This window comes from Oscillospiraceae bacterium, from assembly GCA_035353335.1.
GTDB lineage: Bacteria > Bacillota > Clostridia > Oscillospirales > JAKOTC01 > DAOPZJ01.
In genome coordinates, this window is the sequence record DAOPZJ010000051.1 from 1 (window position 1) to 19,347 (window position 19,347).

Here is a 19,347-nt window from a genome sequence, read left to right on the forward strand (position 1 = left end):
CAATAAGGCCATGAACGCCTCCGGCGGTCCGACGGGCGTGGTAGAGTATCTTGCCCCTGTGGGTTCGGTCACCGAGACCGAGTATTGCAGTTTCACCTATTATAATGCTGCTTATAGCGCGATGTCTGCCATCACGGGTGAGTCAAAATACGGCGATTATGCCGAGCAGCTGGTGTATAACGGCGCGCAAGGCGCGCGCAAAAAGGACGAGCGGGCGATTGCCTATCTCTCGGCGCCGAATCAGGTTTACGCCACAGACATTTCCTCCAATGACAGCGTGGATATGCAGGTCTATTCCCCATGTTATCCGGTTGCCTGCTGCCCGGCCAATTCGGTGATTTTAATGCCCGAGTTTATACGCGGGATGGCACTTGCGGACGAAAATAGAGCGCTTTATCTGACGGCATACGGCCCTTGTACAATCAGGCACAACGGCTTAACAATTGAAGAAAAAACCCTATATCCATTTAAAAACTCTGTTACGCTCGACGTAACCGGAAACGGCGTGCTCTATTGCAAAAACCCCGCATGGAGCAAAGAGACGGCGATCACAGTTGATGGGAAAACCCAGTCAGCCGAAGTCAATCAAAACGGATTTATCCGGCTTGATCTGATCGGCAGTGATCATCATAACATTGAATTATCCTTCCGCGCTGAAATCGAAGTATTACATATCGATGATTCCGACAATGCGGGCAAACACCCGCTGGCATTTCGTTACGGTGCCCTGCTCTTCTCTCTCCCGATTCAGGAAAAATGGGAGCCCTACTATCCTCAAACCGAAACACCTCTGCCGGAAGAATGGCCGTGGTATAAAGTGAAACCCGTTTTTGAAGAGGCATCTACAGACGATAATTATTTGCGTTTACAATTACGCAGAGATCGGATTTATTGGAACGTTGCGGTGGATGAAAACCTGAAAGCGGAAGATATCAAAGTCGAATACAACTGCAAAAACGGTTATGTCTGGTCGGAGCCGCATGTCGTTATAAAAATTCCTGCATATAAAGCGCCATACAGCTGCTGTCTTTATCCCAGCAAAACCTTTGAGCCGTTCGGCGATTGTCAAAGAGTAGCCCATCCGATTGAACTCACCCTTGTCCCCTACGGCTGCACAAATCTAAGAATCACTTATTTCCCGAGAGCGGATTTGGAAAAGAAACTATAAACAATCTTATATAAACAACCGCTCCGCGAAAAGATTGATCTCTTTTCGCGGAGCGGTTTGCATTTATAATATGTTTATTGTTTCACTTTCACTCGGTTTGAGTTTCTTTCTCTTTCTTCTTATCTCCGATGCTGAGCAGCAGATTCAAGAGAATGCCGAAGATGGCGGCACCCGCGACCGCAGGAACCTGCATACCGAAGAAGTTAATTGATCCGCCGAAACCGTATTGAATGCCGAGGCCGAAAATCATGATGCTGGCGATGACGGCGATGTTCTTCACCGAGAACATATCGCTCTTCTTGTCGATCATGATCGCGATACCCTGCGCGGCGATAGCGCCGAACAGATAGATCTCAAGACCGCCGATGACTGCCAGCGGAATGCCGTAAATGATACCGATGAGCGGTGTGAAGCAGGAGATGACCATGGCGATTCCTGCCGCAACCATCATAACCGGTACGCTGAACACACGGGTGATTGCCATGGTGCTGATATTCTCGCCGTAGTTGGTACCGGCCGGGCCGCCGATCACGCCGGCAATCATATCACAGATACCGTCACCAACCAGATTGCGGTCCAGCAAGCTGGCCATGTCATATTTTTTACCGGATCCTTTTTCCTTTGCTGCCGCATTGACATATACGTCAAGCTGATAGACATGCGCGGTGGATTCCGGAATCGTCGCGATCGCGATCGGCATGATTGCCGCGACAGCCGCCCATGAAACCCTGGGAAGCGAAAAAGCCGGCAAAGCGAAAATGCTGCCGTCGCCGAGCTTCCATGTAGAAGAGGCAAGCGCCTCGGGGGGCAGACCGCGGAACAAGTTCATACCGTCTCCGCCGAACAGATAAAATCCCAACGCCACAAGGCATCCGACGCCGGCGCCCATGAGCAGCGGCAGCTGTCCGAGAAAGCCCTTAAGATATCTGGAGAAGAAAACCGTGGACAATAAGGTCGCAAGCGAGACAATCCAGACGATCTGCGGCTGGCCTTCGGCGGGAGAGGCATCTTTCATGGCACCTCCGGCCAATGTCAAACCGATAATCATCGCAACAGAGCCGGTAACGCTTGCGGGCAGGACTTTTTCAACCGCATTACGGCTGACGAATTTGACAATTAATCCTGCTGCAATCGAAACCAAACCGGACATAATAATACCGAACTGGGCGATTTGAATCGCTTCGACCGGTAAAATTCCGTTGACTCTCTCAAACCCCTGCGCGGCGACAAGGCCTGCGATGGCGGAGAGATAAGCGAAGCTGGAGCCGTAATACATCGGCAGTTTTTTACCGGTAATCAACGCGAAGCAAATCGTTGCGAGTCCGCTTGCAAAAATGGTGGTAGAGACCTGAAAACCGGTGATAAGAGCGACTGCGACAGTCGCCGGGAACATGACAATCACTTGCTGCAGTGCATACATCAGTAGTTTGCCTATCGGCGGCGTTTCGTCGGGCAGATAGCAGATTTTTTCCTTGCTCATGATTTTCCTTCTCTCTGATTTTTTATTTTCCTTCAAACTGATCCATCAGACAAACGCGCGTCTCATCGTCGAACGGGGGAATGCGTACTTCGATTAATTCCGAATGTGCGGTCGGGATATTTTTACCCACAAAATCGGCCCTAATCGGTAATTCCCTGTGACCGCGGTCAATTAAAACAGCAAGCTGAATCGCTTTCGGTCGGCCGCAGGTGATGACGGCTTCCATCGCTGCCCGCGCGGTGCGCCCGGTATAGAGCACATCGTCGACCAGGACGACCGTTTTCCCAGTGACATCGGTCGGCAGTTCCGATTTTTTCAGTAACGGCGAATCTCCCATGGTGGTCAGATCGTCCCTGTAATACTTGATATCGATGCTGCCGTATATGATGTCGACGCCTTCGATTTTTTTGATGTTATCCCTGATGAGCTCCGCGAGTTTTTCCCCTCTGCGTTTGATCCCCACGAGATATAAGCCTTCGGTCCCCTGATTCTTTTCGATAATCTCGTGCGTGATTCGCATCAGAGCGCGTCTCATAGCCATTTCGTCCATTAATTCCGCCTTTAATTTCATTTATTTTTCACCTCCGTTCAAAAATAAATGCCCCGCCGGATTCCGGCAGGGCACTCCAATTCACAGATATACTGTTATATTGAGTGTTTTGCCGGCATCACAGTACCGGAATTAAAAACAACAACGGCATATGGATCTGTCAAGGTCACTGAACCGAGGTAATTAAAATGCCTTTCTACGAATTCGGAGACCTTTGTTCTATTATAAAAAATCAAGGCTATGGTTGTCAAGGCATTATGTAAATATTTTCGACATGTTTCAACTAAATAGCAGTTAAATTCAATGCGATGATTAGACCGCGCCCCTGACGAAACTATTGACTATTTCCTATCCTTGGGAGCCCCTTGTAAATAAGACAAATTATCTTTCAAGGTATTCAGACCCATATATTCAAACTAGCCGATTGTCATTTATTAATAAGATAGAAAACAGCAGCTGGCCTCTTGTCTCCAAAATATTAAAAAATGCTCATGTATTTACATATGAAAATTCAAATTGTTGCAAAAATAAACGCTCTATGCTATAATCCATGTAATTCTTTCGCGGAGGTCGAGACAGTGACCCACTATTTCATTATCAATCCGACAGCGGGAAAAGGCCGTCCTGTGAAACTGGTTCCGAAGATTGAAGAGGCCTGTAAAAAAGCCAAAGCTAACTTTGTCATTCATTTTACACAAAGCAAACAGAATGCGATCGACTTCGTGCGAAGTGTCACCTCGAAAGGCGAAAAAAGCCGTATCTACGCCGTGGGCGGCGACGGTACGCTAAACGACGTGCTTTCCGGAATCGAGGATTTTGAGGATACCGAGGTCTGCTGTGTCCCCTGCGGAACCGGGAATGATTTTATCAAATCGCTTGAAATTCCGCGTGAACAGTTGCTCGACGTCGATAAAATCCTGACGTTCCCTTCAAAAAAGGTCGATTTCATGATGGTAGACGAGCACCGCTGTTTAAATATCTGCAATATCGGCATTGATTCGAACGCCGCATTTTACATGCAGGAATTCAAACGACTGCCGCTGTTAAAGGGTTCCATGCCTTATCTGCTCGGCGTTTTAAAAAGTTTATTCGGTAAACTCGGCAACGAATTGAAAATCCTATTGAACGGAAAAACCGAATTGAACGGTGATTATATGCTGATTGCCATCGCAAACGGCCAATACTACGGTGGCGGTTATAAAGCTGCGCCGCTTGCCAAAATCGACGACGGGCAACTTGATGTCTGCCTCGTAAACAAAGTCTCCAGAGGAAAAGTGCTTCGCCTGATCGGCAAATATAAAGCCGGAAAACATCTGGCGCATCCTGCTTTTAAAGGGCTTTTAACCTATCAAAATGCCGGCGAAATCGACATCTATTCACAGGAGCCGCTGCGCATCTGTATCGACGGAGACGTTTTCACCGAAAAAGCCGTGAGAATTGGTCTTTCGCCGTTTAAATTAAACTTTGTTGTTCCGGCGGCAGTATCCTAAAAACATCACTTGTTTATGATATGATCACCCGTATTCCGGGTTATCGAAGGGAGTTTTTCATATGATTAGAAAAGAAACCAGCGAATCAACCGAAAACAAAAACAACGTCGAAAACGATGCGGCCAAACGTACCGTTTTGCCGAGAAGAAAGAAAAGAGCAGCGCTGTCCAAATTCCAACGCACCGTCGTTACAGCCGTCTCTTGCGTTTTGGTCGCGGTGATTCTTTTCACCGGCTCGATTTTCCTTTTTCCTACTTTTTATTTCGCAAATGCAGCGGCAATCACGATTAATGGAATTAAGGTTCCCGTTTATGAATATAATTTCAATTACTGGACAAAAGTGCAGACATTTTTTCAAACGAGTGCAAACCGTTTTGAAAGTTCGCTTGATACCACAAAAGATCTCGGGAAACAGCAATGTCCGACCTCTCTTACGGGGGGCAAGAATATGACCTGGAAAGAATATTTCCTTGGTCAGACCGATGCTCAGATGGAAAAAATCGTGCTCTATTATCAAAAAGCAACAGAAGCAGGATACACTTTAAGTACCGGCGAACAAAAATCGATCGACGACTATTTTAACAAATCTATAAAAAAATATGCCGAAGACAATAAAATCAGCGTAGAAGACTTTATCCATGGCATGTTCGGCAACAGCTGCAATGAGAAAAATCTTCGCATCTCGCTCGAACATTACACGCTCGCAACTCAGTATGAAGCCTATTTGCTTGATAATTATGTTGTTGAACAACCGGAGCTGGATAACTGGATGATTCAATATAAAGACCAGTTCTGGGGTGCTTGCTATCGTTATTATGGATTTGTAGCGGCTTCGGATTCGGAAGAAGATATCAAACTTGCCAAGAAAAAGGCCCATGAATTCATTGATAAAGTTTCCGATCAGGCGTCGTTTGCTTCACTCGCTTATCAAACTGCCGCAGAAAAAGAAAAAGCAAAATTCGAATCCGATGGCGCAACCCTTCGTTATTATTTTACCATTGATGAAATTTCCGACGCCGATATGTCTAATTGGTTGTTTGATGCATCAAGAAAATCCGGAGATAAAGAGGTTATCTACAGCGTAGCCGATGGCACAGCCTACGCTCTTTTATTCGTGGATGCGAATTATCCACCGTCGTTGGCTGCGAACCTTTACAGTATCTATTTCGGCATTGGAGATAAATATGCCGACGACAGCACCGCGCAAGCAGCGGCTCAGGAAGCTCAGAACAAATTTGCCGAGAGCGGAAAAACCGCGGAAGCTTTCAAAGAACTTGCCGTTCAATACTCAGATGACGTCAATGCTGCTCAGGACGGCGGACTGACTCCGAATTTCTTGCCGAAAAATATGGACCAGGAAGTTGCAATCTGGTGCTACACAACTGGAAGAGTACCGGGTGAATTTTCGATCATTAAAAGCAGTTACGGCGGTTATTACTTCGTTTACCTGGAGAGCTGGGGCGACCCGGTATGGAAAATGACCGCAATCAGCGATATAAAAAATTACCACTACATGCAAACCGTCGATGAACTCTTCAAAAATGTCCAGACAAAGTCAACTTCCCTCAAATCTTTCATGATATCCAAATAACGAATGAAAACGCGCGATTCGGATTTCCGAATCGTGCGTTTTCAATTTCAATTTCATTTATAGTCACTTTGCCTTACCTTACCGCTTTCCGCATCACTTAAGAATCACAATTTCCACTTATTATATCAGTGTTGATTTTTGAAAGGGGCTTGTCATATGTTCGAAAAACCCAACGAGACAGAAGAATCGACCGTTGAAGAGCAAAGGCTCGATTCAGCAAACACAGAAGAAAATAAAGAATCGGTTACGGAAGATCAAAAGGCAGAAAGTACCGTCAGTGATGACGGATTTTCCGAGGATTTAAAAAAATTCGAATCCGAGAAGCCGGAAAAAAAGAAAAAAAGGTTGTCTAAAACCCAACGCACGGTAATCACCGTGATCTCGTGCGTTTTAGCTGCATTGATTCTGGTCTCCGGCAGCATGTATTTGTTTCCGGCTTTTTATTTTGCAAATGCGACGGCAATCACGGTCAACGGCATGAAGGTTCCCGTCTACGAATACAACTTCAACTACTGGACGACAGTCCAATATTTTAAACAGTCCTACGGAAGCTATTTCGATACTGATGTACTTGATACTTCCAAAGATCTTTCCAAGCAGCAATGCCCTTCTTCTCTTTCAGGCGACAAGGTCATGACCTGGCAGGATTATTTTCTCGACCAAACCGACGCCTATGTCGAGACCATCATCATCGCCTACCAGAAAGCCCTTGAGCAGGATTTCGGTCTGACAGAAGCCGATCGGAGCGCCATCGATAATTTTTTTGACGAGGCCATAAAGACCAACGCCGAAAGCAATAAGGTCAGCGAAGAGGAATTCATCCACAGCATGTTCGGAACCAGCTGCAGTGAAAAAAACCTTCGCTACGCACTCGAACATATTTATATCGCACAGCATTACAACGATTATCTGCTTAATAGCTTCACCGTTGAACAGTCGGAACTTGACAGTTGGATGATCGAATACAAAGACCAGTTCTGGGGTGCAAAATATCGTTATTACGGATTCGCCGCAGCTTCTGACAGTGAAGCCGATATCGCCGAAGCCAAGAACAAAGCTCACGAATTTCTCAATAAAGTTACCGATCAGGCATCGTTTGCTGCGCTTGCTTATAAAACCGCCGCAGATGCGGATAAATCGAATTATGAATCCGATTCGGCAACGCTGCGGTTTTACTTCACTGCCGACGAAATTTCAGACGCCGACATCTCCAATTGGCTGTTCGACGCTTCAAGAAAGCCCGGGGACAAAGAAGTGGTCTACAGTGTGACCGACGGCACCGCTTATGCTCTTTTATTCGTCGATGCCAACTATCCGCCCACACTGGCTTCAAATCTCTACAGCATCTATTTCGGCATCGGTGAAAAATACGCCGACCAGAACGCCGCACAAGCTGCCGCACAAGCTGTTCAAGCGAAATTTATTGAGAGCGGAAAAACCGCCGACGTCTTCAAAGGACTCGCTGCGCAATACTCAGACGACGTTGACGCGTCAAAAGACGGAGGACTCACTTCTAATTTTCTGCCCAAGAACATGGATCAGGATGTGGCAATCTGGTGCTACACCACCGGAAGATCGTTGGGTGAATATTCCATTATCGAGAGCAGCTACGGCGGTTATTACTTCGTCTATCTCGACAGCTGGGGCGATCTTGTCTGGCGGCTGACCGCAATCGACGACATCAAGAATTACCACTACATGCAAACCCAGGACGAGACTTTTGCCAATGTAAATGCCGAGACAACTTTCTTCAAAGCTTTCATGGTTTCGAAATAACATAACAAAAAAGCGCGCGATACGGAATTCCGTATCGCGCGCTTTCAATTTTTATTACAGTAGAATCGGCTGCGTCCAGGAGATATTTCCGTCCGAATCAACGCAGACGGCATAGACATAATCACGGCATTTTTCCAAATTCCATTCCGCGTGCGCATATAATTCACCATTTAGATTGTAAAACGGTTTTTGTGAACCGTTCGACTTGAAATAGACTCGTCCGCAGGGGGAACAGTCCAAATACACCGCGCCGTCTCTGATATAAAAGTCCTTGATGAGCGGTGCTTTATTGCCGATCCTCGAATATGAAGCAAAAAAGCTGCCTATTTTTAATGCATCGAATAAATTATCGTAAGTCAGCTGTGCGCATTTCACCGTAATAAATCCGCCGAACATATCCCGGCCCATATCATGCAAGTCGTCGGAGCCGGTACACCACATATAATTGCGATCCCACAGGAAATGATCAAAAAAGAACTCCGCGTTTCCGCTGCGCCAAGTCGTCTCGCAGACGTTGTTCATAATTTCCATCGCGAACAGCCCATGCAGGTCTTTTTCGGTGGTATAATCGACTTTTGACCAATACGGATGAGCCAGGATTGCCAAATTGCCGTGAGCGTTAACCTCGTTAATAATTTGCTGCGCCGTCATGGAATGAATGAGTTTATAATCGAAACGATAACCGTGCTCATATTGGGTCTGGTTCGGATGGCCGATGGCGACGATATGGTGGATGCCGCCTACCAAGGTATCCAATTCGGTCGCGGGCAGAACCAAAAATTCATCTGTGTTGAATGCGGTATCAAAACCGTATGCCAAATGGTCGGTCATCGCCAAAAAAGAGTAACCGGCGGCTTTATAGGCATCGACTACTTGGGCCGGTGTGCCGCCTCCGTCCGATATTGTGGTATGCGCGTGAGTATTGCCCTTGTAAAAGTTTCCGTCTTTGAAAAGTGTTCTGAATTCCATTTTTTTGCTCCTGCCTTTTAATATTCGGAAGAATACTGTTATCATTTTAACACAGTTTCGACATTTTTCAACCGCCGAAAAATAATCTGGAAAAGAAACAAGCGGTTATAAGCGCCGTAATGTCCGCAAAAACCGCACAGATTAGTGTCTGGCGTGTCTTTTTGATTCCTACGGAGGCAAAATAAAGAGAAAAAACATAGAATGTCGTTTCATTTGCGCCTTCGATCACCGAAGCGAGTTTCCCGATGAAACTGTCCGGCCCTTCTTTTCGAAACAAGTCCTGCAGCAACGCAAAAGCACCACTGCCGGAAAGCGGTCGAAGGAATGCTATCGGAAGCACATCTGGCGGGATTTTAAAAAGAGTTGCCACAGGATCGAATAATGATGCGATTGCATCTAAAACGCCGCTTGCCCGCATCACCATCACCGCAACAACCATGCCGACATAGGTTGGGAAGATGGCCGCAGCAGTATCGATTCCGGTTTTAGCCCCGAGCCGGAAACTCTCGAAAACTCTGACCTTTTTAAAGGCGCCGAATAAAAGGACAGCCGCTAAAAACAGCGGCAGAATCAAGACGCTGATATATTGGAACATCAGGGCGGCCTCCTCTCGATCACAATATTCAGGAGCTGCCCGCTAATCACAGCAATAACAGATACGATCAGCATCGGCAGCATGATAATGTATGGTTCTTTGCTGCCGTGGAGCTGTCGGAGAGCAGCTAAGGTTGTCGGAATCAGCTGAATTGTTGAAGTATTGACAAGGACAAAACGGATCATATCAGGAGAAGCATCTCCGCCGTATTTTGTTTGTGAAGCCAATTTATGCATCGCAGCAAGACCGAGCGGCGTTGCCGCACTGCCAAGTCCTAGGAAATTTGCTGCCATATTCTGGGCAATTAATGGGTAAGCCGGGTTTTCTTTTTTCATTTTCGGAAATAAAATTTTTAAAACCGGCATCCAGAGTTTTGCGATTAGCAGGTCGAATTTGCTGTCGCGGGTAATCTGTAAAATTCCGCTCCAAAAGCACAAATTTGCCAATAATGTCAAAAAAAGTGTCGCCGCTTCTTTACACCCGCCAGGGATAGCCGAAGCCACTTCGCTCACCTTTCCCGTGATCACTGCGTAAATGATGGAACCGACCATCATGACAAGCCAAATCCAATCCGACATTTTTCCTCCAAAAAAATATTTCATTGACATTTTACTTTTCTTGTGTTAGCATTAATATACAAATCAAAGGTGAGGTGTGTAGTATGAAAGAAACAGGCATCATCAGGAACTTGGACGAACTCGGAAGATTGGTAATCCCGATTGAATCCCGCAGATCACTCAACTGGAAAGTACATGATCCCATCGAAATTTATGTTGACGACGGTGCGATTATTCTGAAAAAGCATATGAATTCCTGCGTGTTCTGCGGCAGCCAAAGCGAGCTGAATGAATACGAAGGTCTGAATGTTTGCAAAAAGTGCATAGAGCATCTTGGCAATCTCAAGTAAGGTCTTTCTGATATGACAAACAGAGAACGCGCTCTCGCAGTTTTAAACTACGAGAGTTATGATCGGTTACCCTGCGTAGCCTTCGGTTATTGGGCGGAGACAGCTCAGAAATGGGCAAAAGAAGGAAATATCACCCAAGAAATGGCCGATAGTTACTGCAAGACCGGCGACAACGGTATCGGAGACAGGCAAATCATGGCTCAGCTTGGCTTTGATTTCAACTGGAGTTGCGGTTTCAGCGGCCGTACTTCCCTATTACCGTCATTTCAAGAGCAAATTATTGAAGAAAAACCAAACGGCCAAAGACTGGTCCGCAATAGCGAAGGGTTGCTGGTCATGACAAAACCCGGCACTACTTCCATTCCCTCCGAAGTCGGTACCTCTCTTACCGACCGGAAAGCATGGGAAGAACTCTATCTTCCCCGTTTGCAATACAGCGAGGACCGGGTTGACGAAAAGGCGCTTAAGGAGCGGATTAATAATTGGGATCTCGATGTCCCGATTGCGTTCCATGTAGGCAGCTATATCGGCGTAATGCGTAATCTGCTCGGCGTTGAGCATTTCTCTTATCTGATCGCCGACGATTACGATCTCTATATCGAGATTGCAGAAACGCTCTGTAACCTCTGTTATAAGATCGCCGAGCGTATTCTCTCGTTTGGCATAAAAATCGATTATGCCCATTTTTGGGAAGACATTTGCTTCAAGAACGGACCGCTGGTCATCCCATCGATATTCGAGGAAGTCATCGGCCCGCACTACAAAAAGACCACCGATCTGCTGCATCAGCACGGAGTGAAAATCGTCTCCGTCGACTGCGACGGCAAGATTGATACGCTTGTACCCATCTGGCTCGAAAACGGCGTCAACACCATGTTCCCGATCGAAGTCGGCACTTGGAACGCCTCCATCGCACCGTGGCGTGAAAAGTACGGCAAAGAACTTCGTGGTGTCGGCGGCATGGACAAACGCGTATTTGCGCAGGACAAAGCGGCGGTCAACGCCGAAATCGAACGGCTGAAAGCGCTGGTCGCTCTGGGCGGTTATATTCCATGCCCTGACCATCGCATCGCTCCGGACGCAAAATACGAACTCGTGGCCTATTACTGCGAACAATATCAAAAAGCTTTTCGGTAATAACCAAACAACAAAAGACCGTCCTGTCCGATTTTTCGGAGAGGGCGGTTTTTGTTGTTTTTTCAATTGGCTTTACGCTTTTTCGTTCTCCTTGAGTTTTCTCTGAAGCCAAATCGACGCGACGTCCATCGCATTATAAAGTCCGGTTCGCTCGGTCTTATTGAAAACCTGAGGCCTTCCGGACAAGATGTCAGTAGAGACCAGCATCACGGAAATGCGGTTGGGGATTTCTTTTCCGCCCACCGTTTTATTATCCAGTATCTTCATTTCGACGATGCAGCTGTCGGTAGGGTCGCCGTAATAGATGGTGTCTTTTGCACGCACCAACGGCTTTCCCATATAAGTCAGAAATTTCGACGGCTCCTGTGCCATATTTATCACTCCTCACGCGAAATACGGGTTTCACCTATTCAGTATACCACAATTTCAGGATATTTTCAACCCGATGTTTGGCACCTATTCTCAAGGTTATTCTTCATATAGATTTCCGCTGTTTTCTTTATTAAGTGTACCGTCAAGTTCAATCATTAAAAACCGGGCTAGTTCATTTACAACAGGTCTATGCCTTTTACCTTTCGGCACTATTATAAACTCTCCTTCTTCGACTTTTATCAGACCTTCATCGGTATCAAGGTAGAAGTAACCTTCAATCACATAAAAGAGTTCATCGGATTGCTCGTGAATGTGAAAATCCAACGTTCGATTCTCTACATTGGCAATACTCAGGACATGATCGTTCAAACGTCCTACTTTATCATATGTATACAACTTCTTAAGATCATTGGCTGTTTTTATAAGATTAACTTTGTCCAGCATGATATTGCTCCAATCTCACCAAAAATCTAATATCTGTGCAACAAGCCCGGTTTATTTAGTATCCCACGGAATCGGATCACTCGGCTCGATTGTTCCGGCTCCGATCGGTGTTGTCTCTCCGGTTTCCGGATTGGTCGGCTGATCCATTTGAAATAAAAATCCGGTTTTCCCGTATCTGCCGAGTTTATCTTGATCGTAACGGTCGCTGTCCATGCAGAGGCTGACGGCCTTCAGGGCAACTGTCAGTTCATTGCTCCCCTCGATAAGTTCATGTTCCCATAAAAACTCACATTCGATTTTCAAAAAACACTCTTTGATTCGAGGTGCGTTCACTTTTACGGCTTTTTCCGCCGTCAGGCCGGAAGCGGTAATTTCATCTGTTTCATATTGATTATTCCCGATGGTTTTGATACAGCGGGCATAGATATCAAACGAAGGAAAATTCAACACACAGACACCTGTCTCTTTCAACGACTTGTACATATGCCCGTTTTTTGAAACTCTGCTCATGATACAGATAAAATCATTCGCACCTCCTCCGATAAAACTCGACCAGGACTGCATGCAGGCATTTTCTTTTCCGTTCGGTTTCCAGCCCGTGACAACGAATACCAGGGATGGCATTCCAGTCACAAAATCATACCATGAAATATTTCCACAGGCCTTTAAATATTGCTCAGTGAATTTCTCGGGTCTTGCAAAAAGAGAGATTTCTTTTTTCATAATATTATATGCTTCCCTGTTAATGAATTTTGTTCCCTTTTATTTTATCGCATTGAACACGACAACTGTGTGTCGTGTTATAAGCTAAGAGTTTTTTTTAAGGACAGCAGATATTCCATTGCTTTTTTATGATGGTCGCCGTCATTTGCAAATTCCATATATTTTTTACATGAAAAATCACTGCATTCGCCGCAATGATTTATTTGCTTATCTTCACAACATTTAAGTAAATTACAATTTGTATCACACCAATGAACTCCGGTTTTATTCCAACAGCCCCTGCAAAACGGAGCCTTTTTCATCACTGCCTCGGCACCATCATTTTCTCCGATCCACCCTTTGCTTTCAAACCACCTTACCAATGATTCCGCTGCATTTTTATCAAATTCCGCTTTGTAAAGATCACATTCGTTACAGTCAATTCCGCAAGCCGCTAATTTCATCTTTTTCATAAATCAATCTCCGTTCTTATTTTTAATTATTATTAACAGAAGCAGCAGGTGTGGACAAGTTCTCCGGTCTTTTGCCCTTTATCCCTCGATTTACCGAATTAAATTCATAGGAATAAAGCATCTTCTGACATGAAACAATCTCAAATTCAATATTCAAGTTTAATGATTTTAACCTCTCATATTCGGCGTCCACATTTTAAACGCCGAAACTGAACTTGGTCATTCCGGTCCCGTGATATTGACTGAAGTTAAAACACATATCCCCTTCAGCTGCGGATTTTGAATAAATCGTGATACCGCCGTCTTCTGCCGTGATAACAACATGGACATCATTCAATTCGGTTTCGAATTGCAAAACTTTTTGATAAAACTCCGCAAGTTTACGGACATCTTCCGTGATCAAGCAAATACCGTTTTTACAATCTCATGGCTTTTTTATCCTTTCTTACCTAAGTTCTACATAATATTAGTGATTTTATCAGATTTTAATTGTTTCCACAAGATGTAAATCATAAACAGTTCAACTTATTAAAAATCGAAATATTTGTCGAAAAGCACTTGACAGAATGTAAAAAATATTGTATAATCCAGATGTAAAGGATTTGTGCTTTACACAGCGCTTAACAGGAGGCGATGACGTGCAGAAAAACTTAGAAATTTCTCTGTTGCTGGATTTTTACGGCGATCTGTTGACCGAAAAACAGCGCGAAGTCACCGAGATGTATTATAACGACGATATGTCTCTGTCCGAAATCGCCGAAATTGTCGGAATCACCCGCCAGGGCGTCCGGGATGCGATCAAGCGTTCCGAACAAGTCATGACGGAATTTGAAAGTAAAGTCGGTTTCTGTGCAAAATATCTGCAGATTCGCGAAGGACTTGACACGATTGTGCGCGTCTCCCACGGTATCGCCACGCAGAACAAGGGTTATTCCTATTCGAAAATCACCGACGACGGTATTAAGGAGATCATCTCGGTCTCGCAAAAACTTCTGGATTAGGAGCTTTACCGGTAATGGCATTCGAAGGTCTCAGCGAAAAACTCAGCGGCATCTTCAAAGCACTTAAAAACCGCGGAAAGCTGTCGGAAAACGATATCAAGGACGTCATGCGGCAGGTGCGCATCGCACTGCTCGAAGCCGACGTCAACTTCAAGGTCGCAAAGGATTTTGTCGCTAAAGCCGGCGAAAAATGCCTCGGCGCGGAAGTGCTCCAAAGTTTAACTCCCGCCCAACAGGTCATCAAGGTCGTCAACGCCGAACTGACCGAGCTGATGGGCAGCACGAACACCCGCATCAACTTTGCCTCCGTTCCGCCCACGATCATCATGTTATGCGGTCTCCAGGGCTGCGGTAAAACGACGCACTGCGCAAAACTCGGCTATCTGCTGCGGTCTCAGGGCAAACGCCCGCTGCTCGTCGCCTGCGATATTTATCGTCCCGCCGCCATCGACCAGCTTGTCACAATCGGAAAAAAAGCCGATCTGCCGGTGTTTGAGATGGGACAGACCGACCCCGTTAAAATCGCGAGAGAAGCCGTCAAGCATGCCAAAGACCATGGAAACGACATCGTGATTCTCGATACCGCAGGCCGTCTGCACATTGACGAGACGATGATGGATGAATTGAAAAACGTCAAATCCGCCGTCAAGCCCAACGAGATCATGCTCGTTGTCGACGCGATGACCGGTCAGGACGCTGTAAACGTCGCAGAGAGCTTTAACGCCGCGCTCGGTATCGATGGTGTAATGGTAACAAAAATGGACTCCGACACCCGCGGCGGCGCCGCGCTGACCGTCAAAGCTGTCACCGGAAAACCGGTCAAATTTATCGGAGTCGGAGAAAAGATCGACCAACTCGAGACCTTCCACCCCGACCGTATGGCAAGCCGGATCCTCGGTATGGGTGACGTGCTGACGTTGATTGAAAAAGCTGAATCGCAATTCGACGAAGCCGAAGCCGAGAGAACGATTAAGAAACTCAAATCCAATAAATTTGATTTCAATGATTTGCGCGATCAATTCGCTAATATGAAAAAGATAGGCAATCTCGCCGACATCATCGGCATGATTCCCGGTGCGGGCAAGATCAAGCAAGAAGACATCGACATGAAGCGATTCGGTAAAATTGATGCGATGATCTGCTCGATGACACCTGCAGAGCGTTCCAACCCGAACTTGATAACCCCACCCCGCAAACGCCGCATTGCCGCCGGAAGCGGAACCAAGGTCGAAGACGTCAACCGTCTGCTCAAGCAGATAGATCAAATTCGCGACATGATGAAGCAGTTCGGCAAAAAAGGCGCAAATAAGAGAAGATTCCCCGGAATGGGATTTTAACGGTTTCAATCCGATTCGTTAACGAACGGTTGAACATAAATCATCAACAACACACAAATTTGGAGGAATTCAAATGTCAGTCAAAATCAGATTAAAGCGCACCGGCGCAAAAAAGGCCCCGTCTTACCGCGTTGTCGTGGCGGATTCGAGATTCCCGCGCGACGGCAGATTCATTGAGGAAATCGGTTTTTATAACCCGCTCACCGAACCCTCTGTGTTTCAGGTAGATGGCGAAAAGGCCAAGAAATGGATCGCCAACGGCGCACAGCCGACCGATACCGTCAGAGTGCTGTTGAAGAAAAACGGCATCATCGAATAATCTAAGGGTTTTCTCCGAAAGGTGAAAGATCCGGAAAGGCATACCCGTAATGGAAGAATTCATCACTTTACTTTTCAACGGGATCGTCACCAGTCCCGATGAGATATCCATCGAGGTTTCGCAGCCGGATGCGTCGGGCGCGGTCATCTATACCGTTGGCGTCGCCGCCTGCGACATGGGGCGCGTGATCGGAAAAAGCGGCAGAATGGTCCGCTGTCTCAAGACCCTCTTTAAGGCAGCCGCCGCAAGGCAGGGTCAAAACGCTTCGCTCGAAGTTAAATAGGATTAAAATAATGCGCGATTACCTTGAACTCGGAAAAATCGTCTCCACTCATGGGTTGAGAGGCGAATTCAAGGTCGATTTGTGGTGCGACGGCCTAGCTTTTGCCGCGCAGTTCAAGACCCTGTATCTCGGCGCACAGCACGACATTTTAAAAATCACAAGCTGCCGCGGAACCGATGTACAGGCGATTGTCATGGCCGAAGGTTATAGTCATGTTGACACTGCGAAAACCCTGGTCGGAAAAACCCTTTGGTTTGCGCGGAAAGACGCCGTCCTTGCTGACGGCAGTTTTTTTGAGGACGATCTGATTGGGCTCACGGTTATCGATGTTGCCTCCGGCGAAACCTACGGGAAAATCGCGCAGATTTACCGCACCGGAGCAAACGATGTCTACGCTGTACAGGATAAAAGCGGCGTTGAAAAATTGTTCCCTGCCATCCCGCAGATCGTAAAAAACATCGATATACAAACCGAAACTATGACCATTTCCCCGATTCCCGGCATTTTCGACGGCGAAAATGAATCGCTATGAGAATTGATATTATGACCCTGTTCCCCGAAGTCTGCGCGGCTTTTACCGGCAGCAGCATCCTCGGACGGGCACAGCAAAAAAAGCTTGCAGAGATCCATTACCACAACATCCGCGACTATTCCGGGGATAAACATAACCGCGTCGACGACTATTCCTACGGCGGCGGTCCCGGCATGATCATACGGCCGGAACCGGTCTATGCATGCTTTGAAGCCATCTGCAACGAATGCGGTTATCGTCCGAAAATGTTTTTCATGTCTCCGCAAGGTAAGACCTTCTCGCAGATAAAAGCGTTCGAACTCTCGAAACTCGACGGATTCGCGATTCTGTGCGGCCATTATGAAGGCATTGATCAACGGGTCATAGAAAAGATCGTCGATGAGGAAATCTCCATCGGTGATTTTGTTCTGACCGGCGGCGAGCTCGCGGCAATGGTTGTCACCGATGCGACGGTACGCCTGATCGATGGCGTCCTCTCCGAACCGGAATGTTATCTCGGCGAAAGTCATGTCAACGGGTTGTTAGAGTACCCGCAATACACCAGACCCGAAGTTTGGCGGGATATGTCCGTTCCCGAGATCTTGATTTCCGGTCACCATGAAAACATTCAAAAATGGCGCAGGCAGAAATCCTTAGAAACTACGTTAAATAAACGGCCTGACATATTGAACGAAAAGGTTCCGAAACCCGGCAAATAGAATTGTGACATTGCACAAAGGGTTAATTTTTACTTAGCGAACTTTGTCATATATTCTAAACTTAATCCGGATTTTCAAAAGAAATCGGTTTTGAGTTGACTGTTTTTAAAAAAAGGTTTATAATTAATATATGACTAAGCCCTTTCGGGCGCAATCCCGGAGTTTGGTTCATTATTTTTTGAAAGCGAACTTGAATCGAACATACCAAAACCTGCAAAAGGAAGGTCACAATAATGGTATACAAAGATGTCATCGTCAGAAACAAGGTCGGTCTGCACGCTAGACCTGCTACGTTCTTTATACAGAAAGCAAATGAGTACCGCTCTACAATATGGGTAGAAAAAGAGGAACGCCGTGTGAACGCAAAGAGCCTGCTCGGAGTACTCTCTCTCGGTATCATCGGCGGCTCCGGCGTACGCATCGTCGCCGACGGTTCCGATGAAAATGAAGCAGTGAACGCCCTGGTAGCTCTGCTCGAATCCGGTTTCGAAGAAAACTAAACTTAAAATTTAACTGAAATTCTCTTCAGGGCGGGGTGAGATTCCCCACCGGCGGTGACAGTCCGCGAGCGGATTTTCCGCAGAATCGGTGCAATCCCGATACCGACGGTATAAAGTCCGGATGAAAGAAGAGTTCACATTTTTGCGAGCCCTCGCCCTTGTTTTACAAGGGCTTTTTGTTTATTATATTTTTTTGAAAGGTTGCAAGATTAAAATGAAACTTATTGCCAATAGAGCCTTTTCAACCAGAGGAATTACCACCATAGGTATTCTAACGGCATTGTCGATTGTCTTGGTATTGTTCGCCCGCTTCCCACTGTTGATCTCATACCTCGAATACGAACCGGGCGATATTCCGATTTTAATCGGCACTTTTATGTATGGCCCCGTTGTCGGTCTTGTGATTGCCGCAATCGTTTCGCTGGTTCAAGGTTTTACAGTCAGTGCCTCCAGCGGTTTATACGGAATTTTAATGCATTTTATCGCCACAGGTACGCTGGTTCTGGTCGCCGGGATGATTTACGCATTCCATAAAACGCAAAAAGGCGCGATCGTGTCTCTCTCCGTCAGCGCTGCCGTTGAAATCGCCATCATGCTCGGTGCTAATGTTCTCATCACACCGCTCTTTTTGGGCATACCGAGATCGCAGGTTTTACCAATACTGCTTCCGATCATATTACCGTTCAATTTAATTAAGTGTGCAATAAATTGCACGATTACGTTTTTTATTTATAAACCGCTCTCAAAGCGGATCAATTATCAGGCAAAGAAATAATCTCCTCGGCAGTCTTTTCGGAAAGCATACTCACCCCCTCAAAGTTCATCGCATTTTTATAAAAAGCCTCGAGCTCATCATGACGTTTTTTTATTTTCTCAAGTCTCGCGCAGGCGCTCTCGAGGCGTTTTTCGATGGTGTTGTTATAAATGGAGAAAACAGTACCGAAATCCCGATATATGGGCCGCATATAAAATTTGGGTCTTGACTAGAACAGAGGGTTATCACGGAACAATTTCAAGAGGATG

General features: G+C 46.2%; 25 protein-coding genes and 1 riboswitch. Of the genes, 14 read left to right on the forward strand and 11 right to left on the reverse strand.

Annotation, left to right across the window (positions count from 1 at the left end; all coding sequences use genetic code 11):
* Window positions 1-1,168, forward strand: a 1,168-nt coding sequence (locus PKH29_10050; GenBank protein HNX15175.1) for a glycoside hydrolase family 127 protein, incomplete at its 5' end; no start/stop codon positions are given.
* 88 nt (window positions 1,169-1,256) lie between these two features.
* Here PKH29_10050 and PKH29_10055 read toward each other — a convergent pair.
* Complete coding sequence (locus PKH29_10055) at window positions 1,257-2,648, reverse strand: solute carrier family 23 protein (GenBank protein HNX15176.1); 1,392 nt, start codon at window positions 2,646-2,648, stop codon at window positions 1,257-1,259.
* A 22-nt stretch (window positions 2,649-2,670) separates the two neighbouring features.
* Entirely contained in the window at window positions 2,671-3,219 is a 549-nt protein-coding gene (gene pyrR, locus PKH29_10060) for a bifunctional pyr operon transcriptional regulator/uracil phosphoribosyltransferase PyrR (GenBank protein ID HNX15177.1), read from the reverse strand.
* A 557-nt stretch (window positions 3,220-3,776) separates the two neighbouring features.
* Here pyrR and PKH29_10065 point away from each other — a divergent pair.
* On the forward strand, window positions 3,777-4,688 hold the full coding sequence (locus tag PKH29_10065; protein HNX15178.1) for a diacylglycerol kinase family lipid kinase: 912 nt from the start codon (window positions 3,777-3,779) through the stop codon (window positions 4,686-4,688).
* A 57-nt stretch (window positions 4,689-4,745) separates the two neighbouring features.
* On the opposite strand, the gene PKH29_10070 is transcribed toward PKH29_10065, so the two are convergent.
* Window positions 4,746-4,919 (reverse strand): hypothetical protein, encoded by a 174-nt coding sequence (locus PKH29_10070; GenBank protein HNX15179.1) that lies wholly within the window; start codon window positions 4,917-4,919, stop codon window positions 4,746-4,748.
* A 217-nt stretch (window positions 4,920-5,136) separates the two neighbouring features.
* Here PKH29_10070 and PKH29_10075 point away from each other — a divergent pair, with 217 nt between their 5' ends.
* Both PKH29_10075 and PKH29_10080 read left to right on the forward strand, forming a co-directional pair.
* Entirely contained in the window at window positions 5,137-6,279 is a 1,143-nt protein-coding gene (locus PKH29_10075) for a peptidylprolyl isomerase (protein ID HNX15180.1), read from the forward strand.
* A gap of 156 nt (window positions 6,280-6,435) precedes the next feature.
* Complete coding sequence (locus PKH29_10080) at window positions 6,436-8,055, forward strand: peptidylprolyl isomerase (GenBank protein ID HNX15181.1); 1,620 nt, start codon at window positions 6,436-6,438, stop codon at window positions 8,053-8,055.
* Between the two features lie 54 nt (window positions 8,056-8,109).
* On the opposite strand, the gene PKH29_10085 is transcribed toward PKH29_10080, so the two are convergent.
* From PKH29_10085 to PKH29_10095, 3 genes are all read right to left on the reverse strand, one after another.
* Window positions 8,110-9,024, reverse strand: coding sequence for a hypothetical protein (locus tag PKH29_10085; protein ID HNX15182.1), 915 nt, complete (start codon window positions 9,022-9,024; stop codon window positions 8,110-8,112).
* 67 nt (window positions 9,025-9,091) lie between these two features.
* Window positions 9,092-9,619: a spore maturation protein gene (locus tag PKH29_10090; GenBank protein HNX15183.1), complete on the reverse strand. Its 528-nt coding sequence runs from the start codon at window positions 9,617-9,619 to the stop codon at window positions 9,092-9,094.
* The gene (locus PKH29_10095; protein HNX15184.1) at window positions 9,619-10,221 is read right to left on the reverse strand and encodes a hypothetical protein; all 603 of its coding nucleotides are present in this window, start codon (window positions 10,219-10,221) and stop codon (window positions 9,619-9,621) included. The genes PKH29_10090 and PKH29_10095 overlap by 1 nt, the downstream gene beginning before the upstream one ends.
* Before the next feature lie 59 nt (window positions 10,222-10,280).
* Between PKH29_10095 and PKH29_10100 the strand changes: the two genes are divergently transcribed.
* Window positions 10,281-10,526 carry an AbrB/MazE/SpoVT family DNA-binding domain-containing protein gene (locus tag PKH29_10100; protein HNX15185.1) on the forward strand — a complete coding sequence of 82 codons (246 nt, stop codon included), beginning with the start codon at window positions 10,281-10,283 and terminating at the stop codon, window positions 10,524-10,526.
* A gap of 12 nt (window positions 10,527-10,538) precedes the next feature.
* Window positions 10,539-11,663: a hypothetical protein gene (locus PKH29_10105; GenBank protein HNX15186.1), complete on the forward strand. Its 1,125-nt coding sequence runs from the start codon at window positions 10,539-10,541 to the stop codon at window positions 11,661-11,663.
* Window positions 11,664-11,735: 72 nt separating this feature from the next.
* On the opposite strand, the gene PKH29_10110 is transcribed toward PKH29_10105, so the two are convergent.
* From PKH29_10110 to PKH29_10130, 5 genes are all read right to left on the reverse strand, one after another.
* Complete coding sequence (locus tag PKH29_10110) at window positions 11,736-12,035, reverse strand: hypothetical protein (GenBank protein ID HNX15187.1); 300 nt, start codon at window positions 12,033-12,035, stop codon at window positions 11,736-11,738.
* Window positions 12,036-12,131: 96 nt separating this feature from the next.
* Window positions 12,132-12,479 (reverse strand): cupin domain-containing protein, encoded by a 348-nt coding sequence (locus tag PKH29_10115; protein HNX15188.1) that lies wholly within the window; start codon window positions 12,477-12,479, stop codon window positions 12,132-12,134.
* Between the two features lie 51 nt (window positions 12,480-12,530).
* On the reverse strand, window positions 12,531-13,202 hold the full coding sequence (locus PKH29_10120) for a flavin reductase (GenBank protein ID HNX15189.1): 672 nt from the start codon (window positions 13,200-13,202) through the stop codon (window positions 12,531-12,533).
* Between the two features lie 77 nt (window positions 13,203-13,279).
* The gene (locus PKH29_10125; protein HNX15190.1) at window positions 13,280-13,654 is read right to left on the reverse strand and encodes a DUF3795 domain-containing protein; all 375 of its coding nucleotides are present in this window, start codon (window positions 13,652-13,654) and stop codon (window positions 13,280-13,282) included.
* Window positions 13,655-13,850: 196 nt separating this feature from the next.
* A complete protein-coding gene (locus tag PKH29_10130; GenBank protein ID HNX15191.1) occupies window positions 13,851-14,057 on the reverse strand; it encodes a hypothetical protein in 207 nt (68 codons plus the stop codon).
* 235 nt (window positions 14,058-14,292) lie between these two features.
* On the opposite strand from PKH29_10130, the gene PKH29_10135 reads away from it, so the two are divergent.
* From PKH29_10135 to PKH29_10170, 8 genes are all read left to right on the forward strand, one after another.
* A complete protein-coding gene (locus PKH29_10135) occupies window positions 14,293-14,655 on the forward strand; it encodes a YlxM family DNA-binding protein (protein ID HNX15192.1) in 363 nt (120 codons plus the stop codon).
* Between the two features lie 14 nt (window positions 14,656-14,669).
* Window positions 14,670-15,992 (forward strand): signal recognition particle protein, encoded by a 1,323-nt coding sequence (gene ffh / locus PKH29_10140; protein ID HNX15193.1) that lies wholly within the window; start codon window positions 14,670-14,672, stop codon window positions 15,990-15,992.
* Window positions 15,993-16,065: 73 nt separating this feature from the next.
* A complete protein-coding gene (gene rpsP, locus PKH29_10145) occupies window positions 16,066-16,311 on the forward strand; it encodes a 30S ribosomal protein S16 (protein ID HNX15194.1) in 246 nt (81 codons plus the stop codon).
* A 49-nt stretch (window positions 16,312-16,360) separates the two neighbouring features.
* Complete coding sequence (locus PKH29_10150; protein HNX15195.1) at window positions 16,361-16,594, forward strand: KH domain-containing protein; 234 nt, start codon at window positions 16,361-16,363, stop codon at window positions 16,592-16,594.
* A 10-nt stretch (window positions 16,595-16,604) separates the two neighbouring features.
* Complete coding sequence (gene rimM, locus PKH29_10155; protein HNX15196.1) at window positions 16,605-17,126, forward strand: ribosome maturation factor RimM; 522 nt, start codon at window positions 16,605-16,607, stop codon at window positions 17,124-17,126.
* A complete protein-coding gene (gene trmD, locus PKH29_10160) occupies window positions 17,123-17,824 on the forward strand; it encodes a tRNA (guanosine(37)-N1)-methyltransferase TrmD (protein HNX15197.1) in 702 nt (233 codons plus the stop codon). Before rimM ends, trmD begins: the two co-directional genes overlap by 4 nt.
* A 233-nt stretch (window positions 17,825-18,057) precedes the next feature.
* Entirely contained in the window at window positions 18,058-18,324 is a 267-nt protein-coding gene (locus tag PKH29_10165) for an HPr family phosphocarrier protein (GenBank protein HNX15198.1), read from the forward strand.
* Between the two features lie 17 nt (window positions 18,325-18,341).
* Window positions 18,342-18,461: riboswitch (FMN riboswitch) on the forward strand.
* A gap of 77 nt (window positions 18,462-18,538) precedes the next feature.
* Window positions 18,539-19,099: an ECF transporter S component gene (locus tag PKH29_10170; GenBank protein HNX15199.1), complete on the forward strand. Its 561-nt coding sequence runs from the start codon at window positions 18,539-18,541 to the stop codon at window positions 19,097-19,099.
* Window positions 19,100-19,347: the final 248 nt, after the last annotated feature.

Bases quoted from the DNA above. Each gene is read 5' to 3' on its own strand.
- rimM (HNX15196.1), top strand. From the start codon at position 16,605: ATGCGCGATTACCTTGAACTCGGAAAAATCGTCTCCACTCATGGGTTG.
- PKH29_10080 (HNX15181.1), top strand. From the start codon at position 6,436: ATGTTCGAAAAACCCAACGAGACAGAAGAATCGACCGTTGAAGAGCAA.
- PKH29_10165 (HNX15198.1), top strand. From the start codon at position 18,058: ATGGTATACAAAGATGTCATCGTCAGAAACAAGGTCGGTCTGCACGCT.
- PKH29_10100 (HNX15185.1), top strand. From the start codon at position 10,281: ATGAAAGAAACAGGCATCATCAGGAACTTGGACGAACTCGGAAGATTG.
- PKH29_10085 (HNX15182.1), bottom strand. From the start codon at position 9,024: ATGGAATTCAGAACACTTTTCAAAGACGGAAACTTTTACAAGGGCAAT.
- PKH29_10120 (HNX15189.1), bottom strand. From the start codon at position 13,202: ATGAAAAAAGAAATCTCTCTTTTTGCAAGACCCGAGAAATTCACTGAG.
- PKH29_10075 (HNX15180.1), top strand. From the start codon at position 5,137: ATGACCTGGAAAGAATATTTCCTTGGTCAGACCGATGCTCAGATGGAA.
- rpsP (HNX15194.1), top strand. From the start codon at position 16,066: ATGTCAGTCAAAATCAGATTAAAGCGCACCGGCGCAAAAAAGGCCCCG.
- PKH29_10095 (HNX15184.1), bottom strand. From the start codon at position 10,221: ATGAAATATTTTTTTGGAGGAAAAATGTCGGATTGGATTTGGCTTGTC.
- PKH29_10110 (HNX15187.1), bottom strand. From the start codon at position 12,035: ATGGCACAGGAGCCGTCGAAATTTCTGACTTATATGGGAAAGCCGTTG.
- PKH29_10150 (HNX15195.1), top strand. From the start codon at position 16,361: ATGGAAGAATTCATCACTTTACTTTTCAACGGGATCGTCACCAGTCCC.
- ffh (HNX15193.1), top strand. From the start codon at position 14,670: ATGGCATTCGAAGGTCTCAGCGAAAAACTCAGCGGCATCTTCAAAGCA.
- PKH29_10055 (HNX15176.1), bottom strand. From the start codon at position 2,648: ATGAGCAAGGAAAAAATCTGCTATCTGCCCGACGAAACGCCGCCGATA.
- PKH29_10105 (HNX15186.1), top strand. From the start codon at position 10,539: ATGACAAACAGAGAACGCGCTCTCGCAGTTTTAAACTACGAGAGTTAT.
- trmD (HNX15197.1), top strand. From the start codon at position 17,123: ATGAGAATTGATATTATGACCCTGTTCCCCGAAGTCTGCGCGGCTTTT.
- PKH29_10090 (HNX15183.1), bottom strand. From the start codon at position 9,619: ATGTTCCAATATATCAGCGTCTTGATTCTGCCGCTGTTTTTAGCGGCT.
- pyrR (HNX15177.1), bottom strand. From the start codon at position 3,219: ATGAAATTAAAGGCGGAATTAATGGACGAAATGGCTATGAGACGCGCT.
- PKH29_10115 (HNX15188.1), bottom strand. From the start codon at position 12,479: ATGCTGGACAAAGTTAATCTTATAAAAACAGCCAATGATCTTAAGAAG.
- PKH29_10170 (HNX15199.1), top strand. From the start codon at position 18,539: ATGAAACTTATTGCCAATAGAGCCTTTTCAACCAGAGGAATTACCACC.
- PKH29_10125 (HNX15190.1), bottom strand. From the start codon at position 13,654: ATGAAAAAGATGAAATTAGCGGCTTGCGGAATTGACTGTAACGAATGT.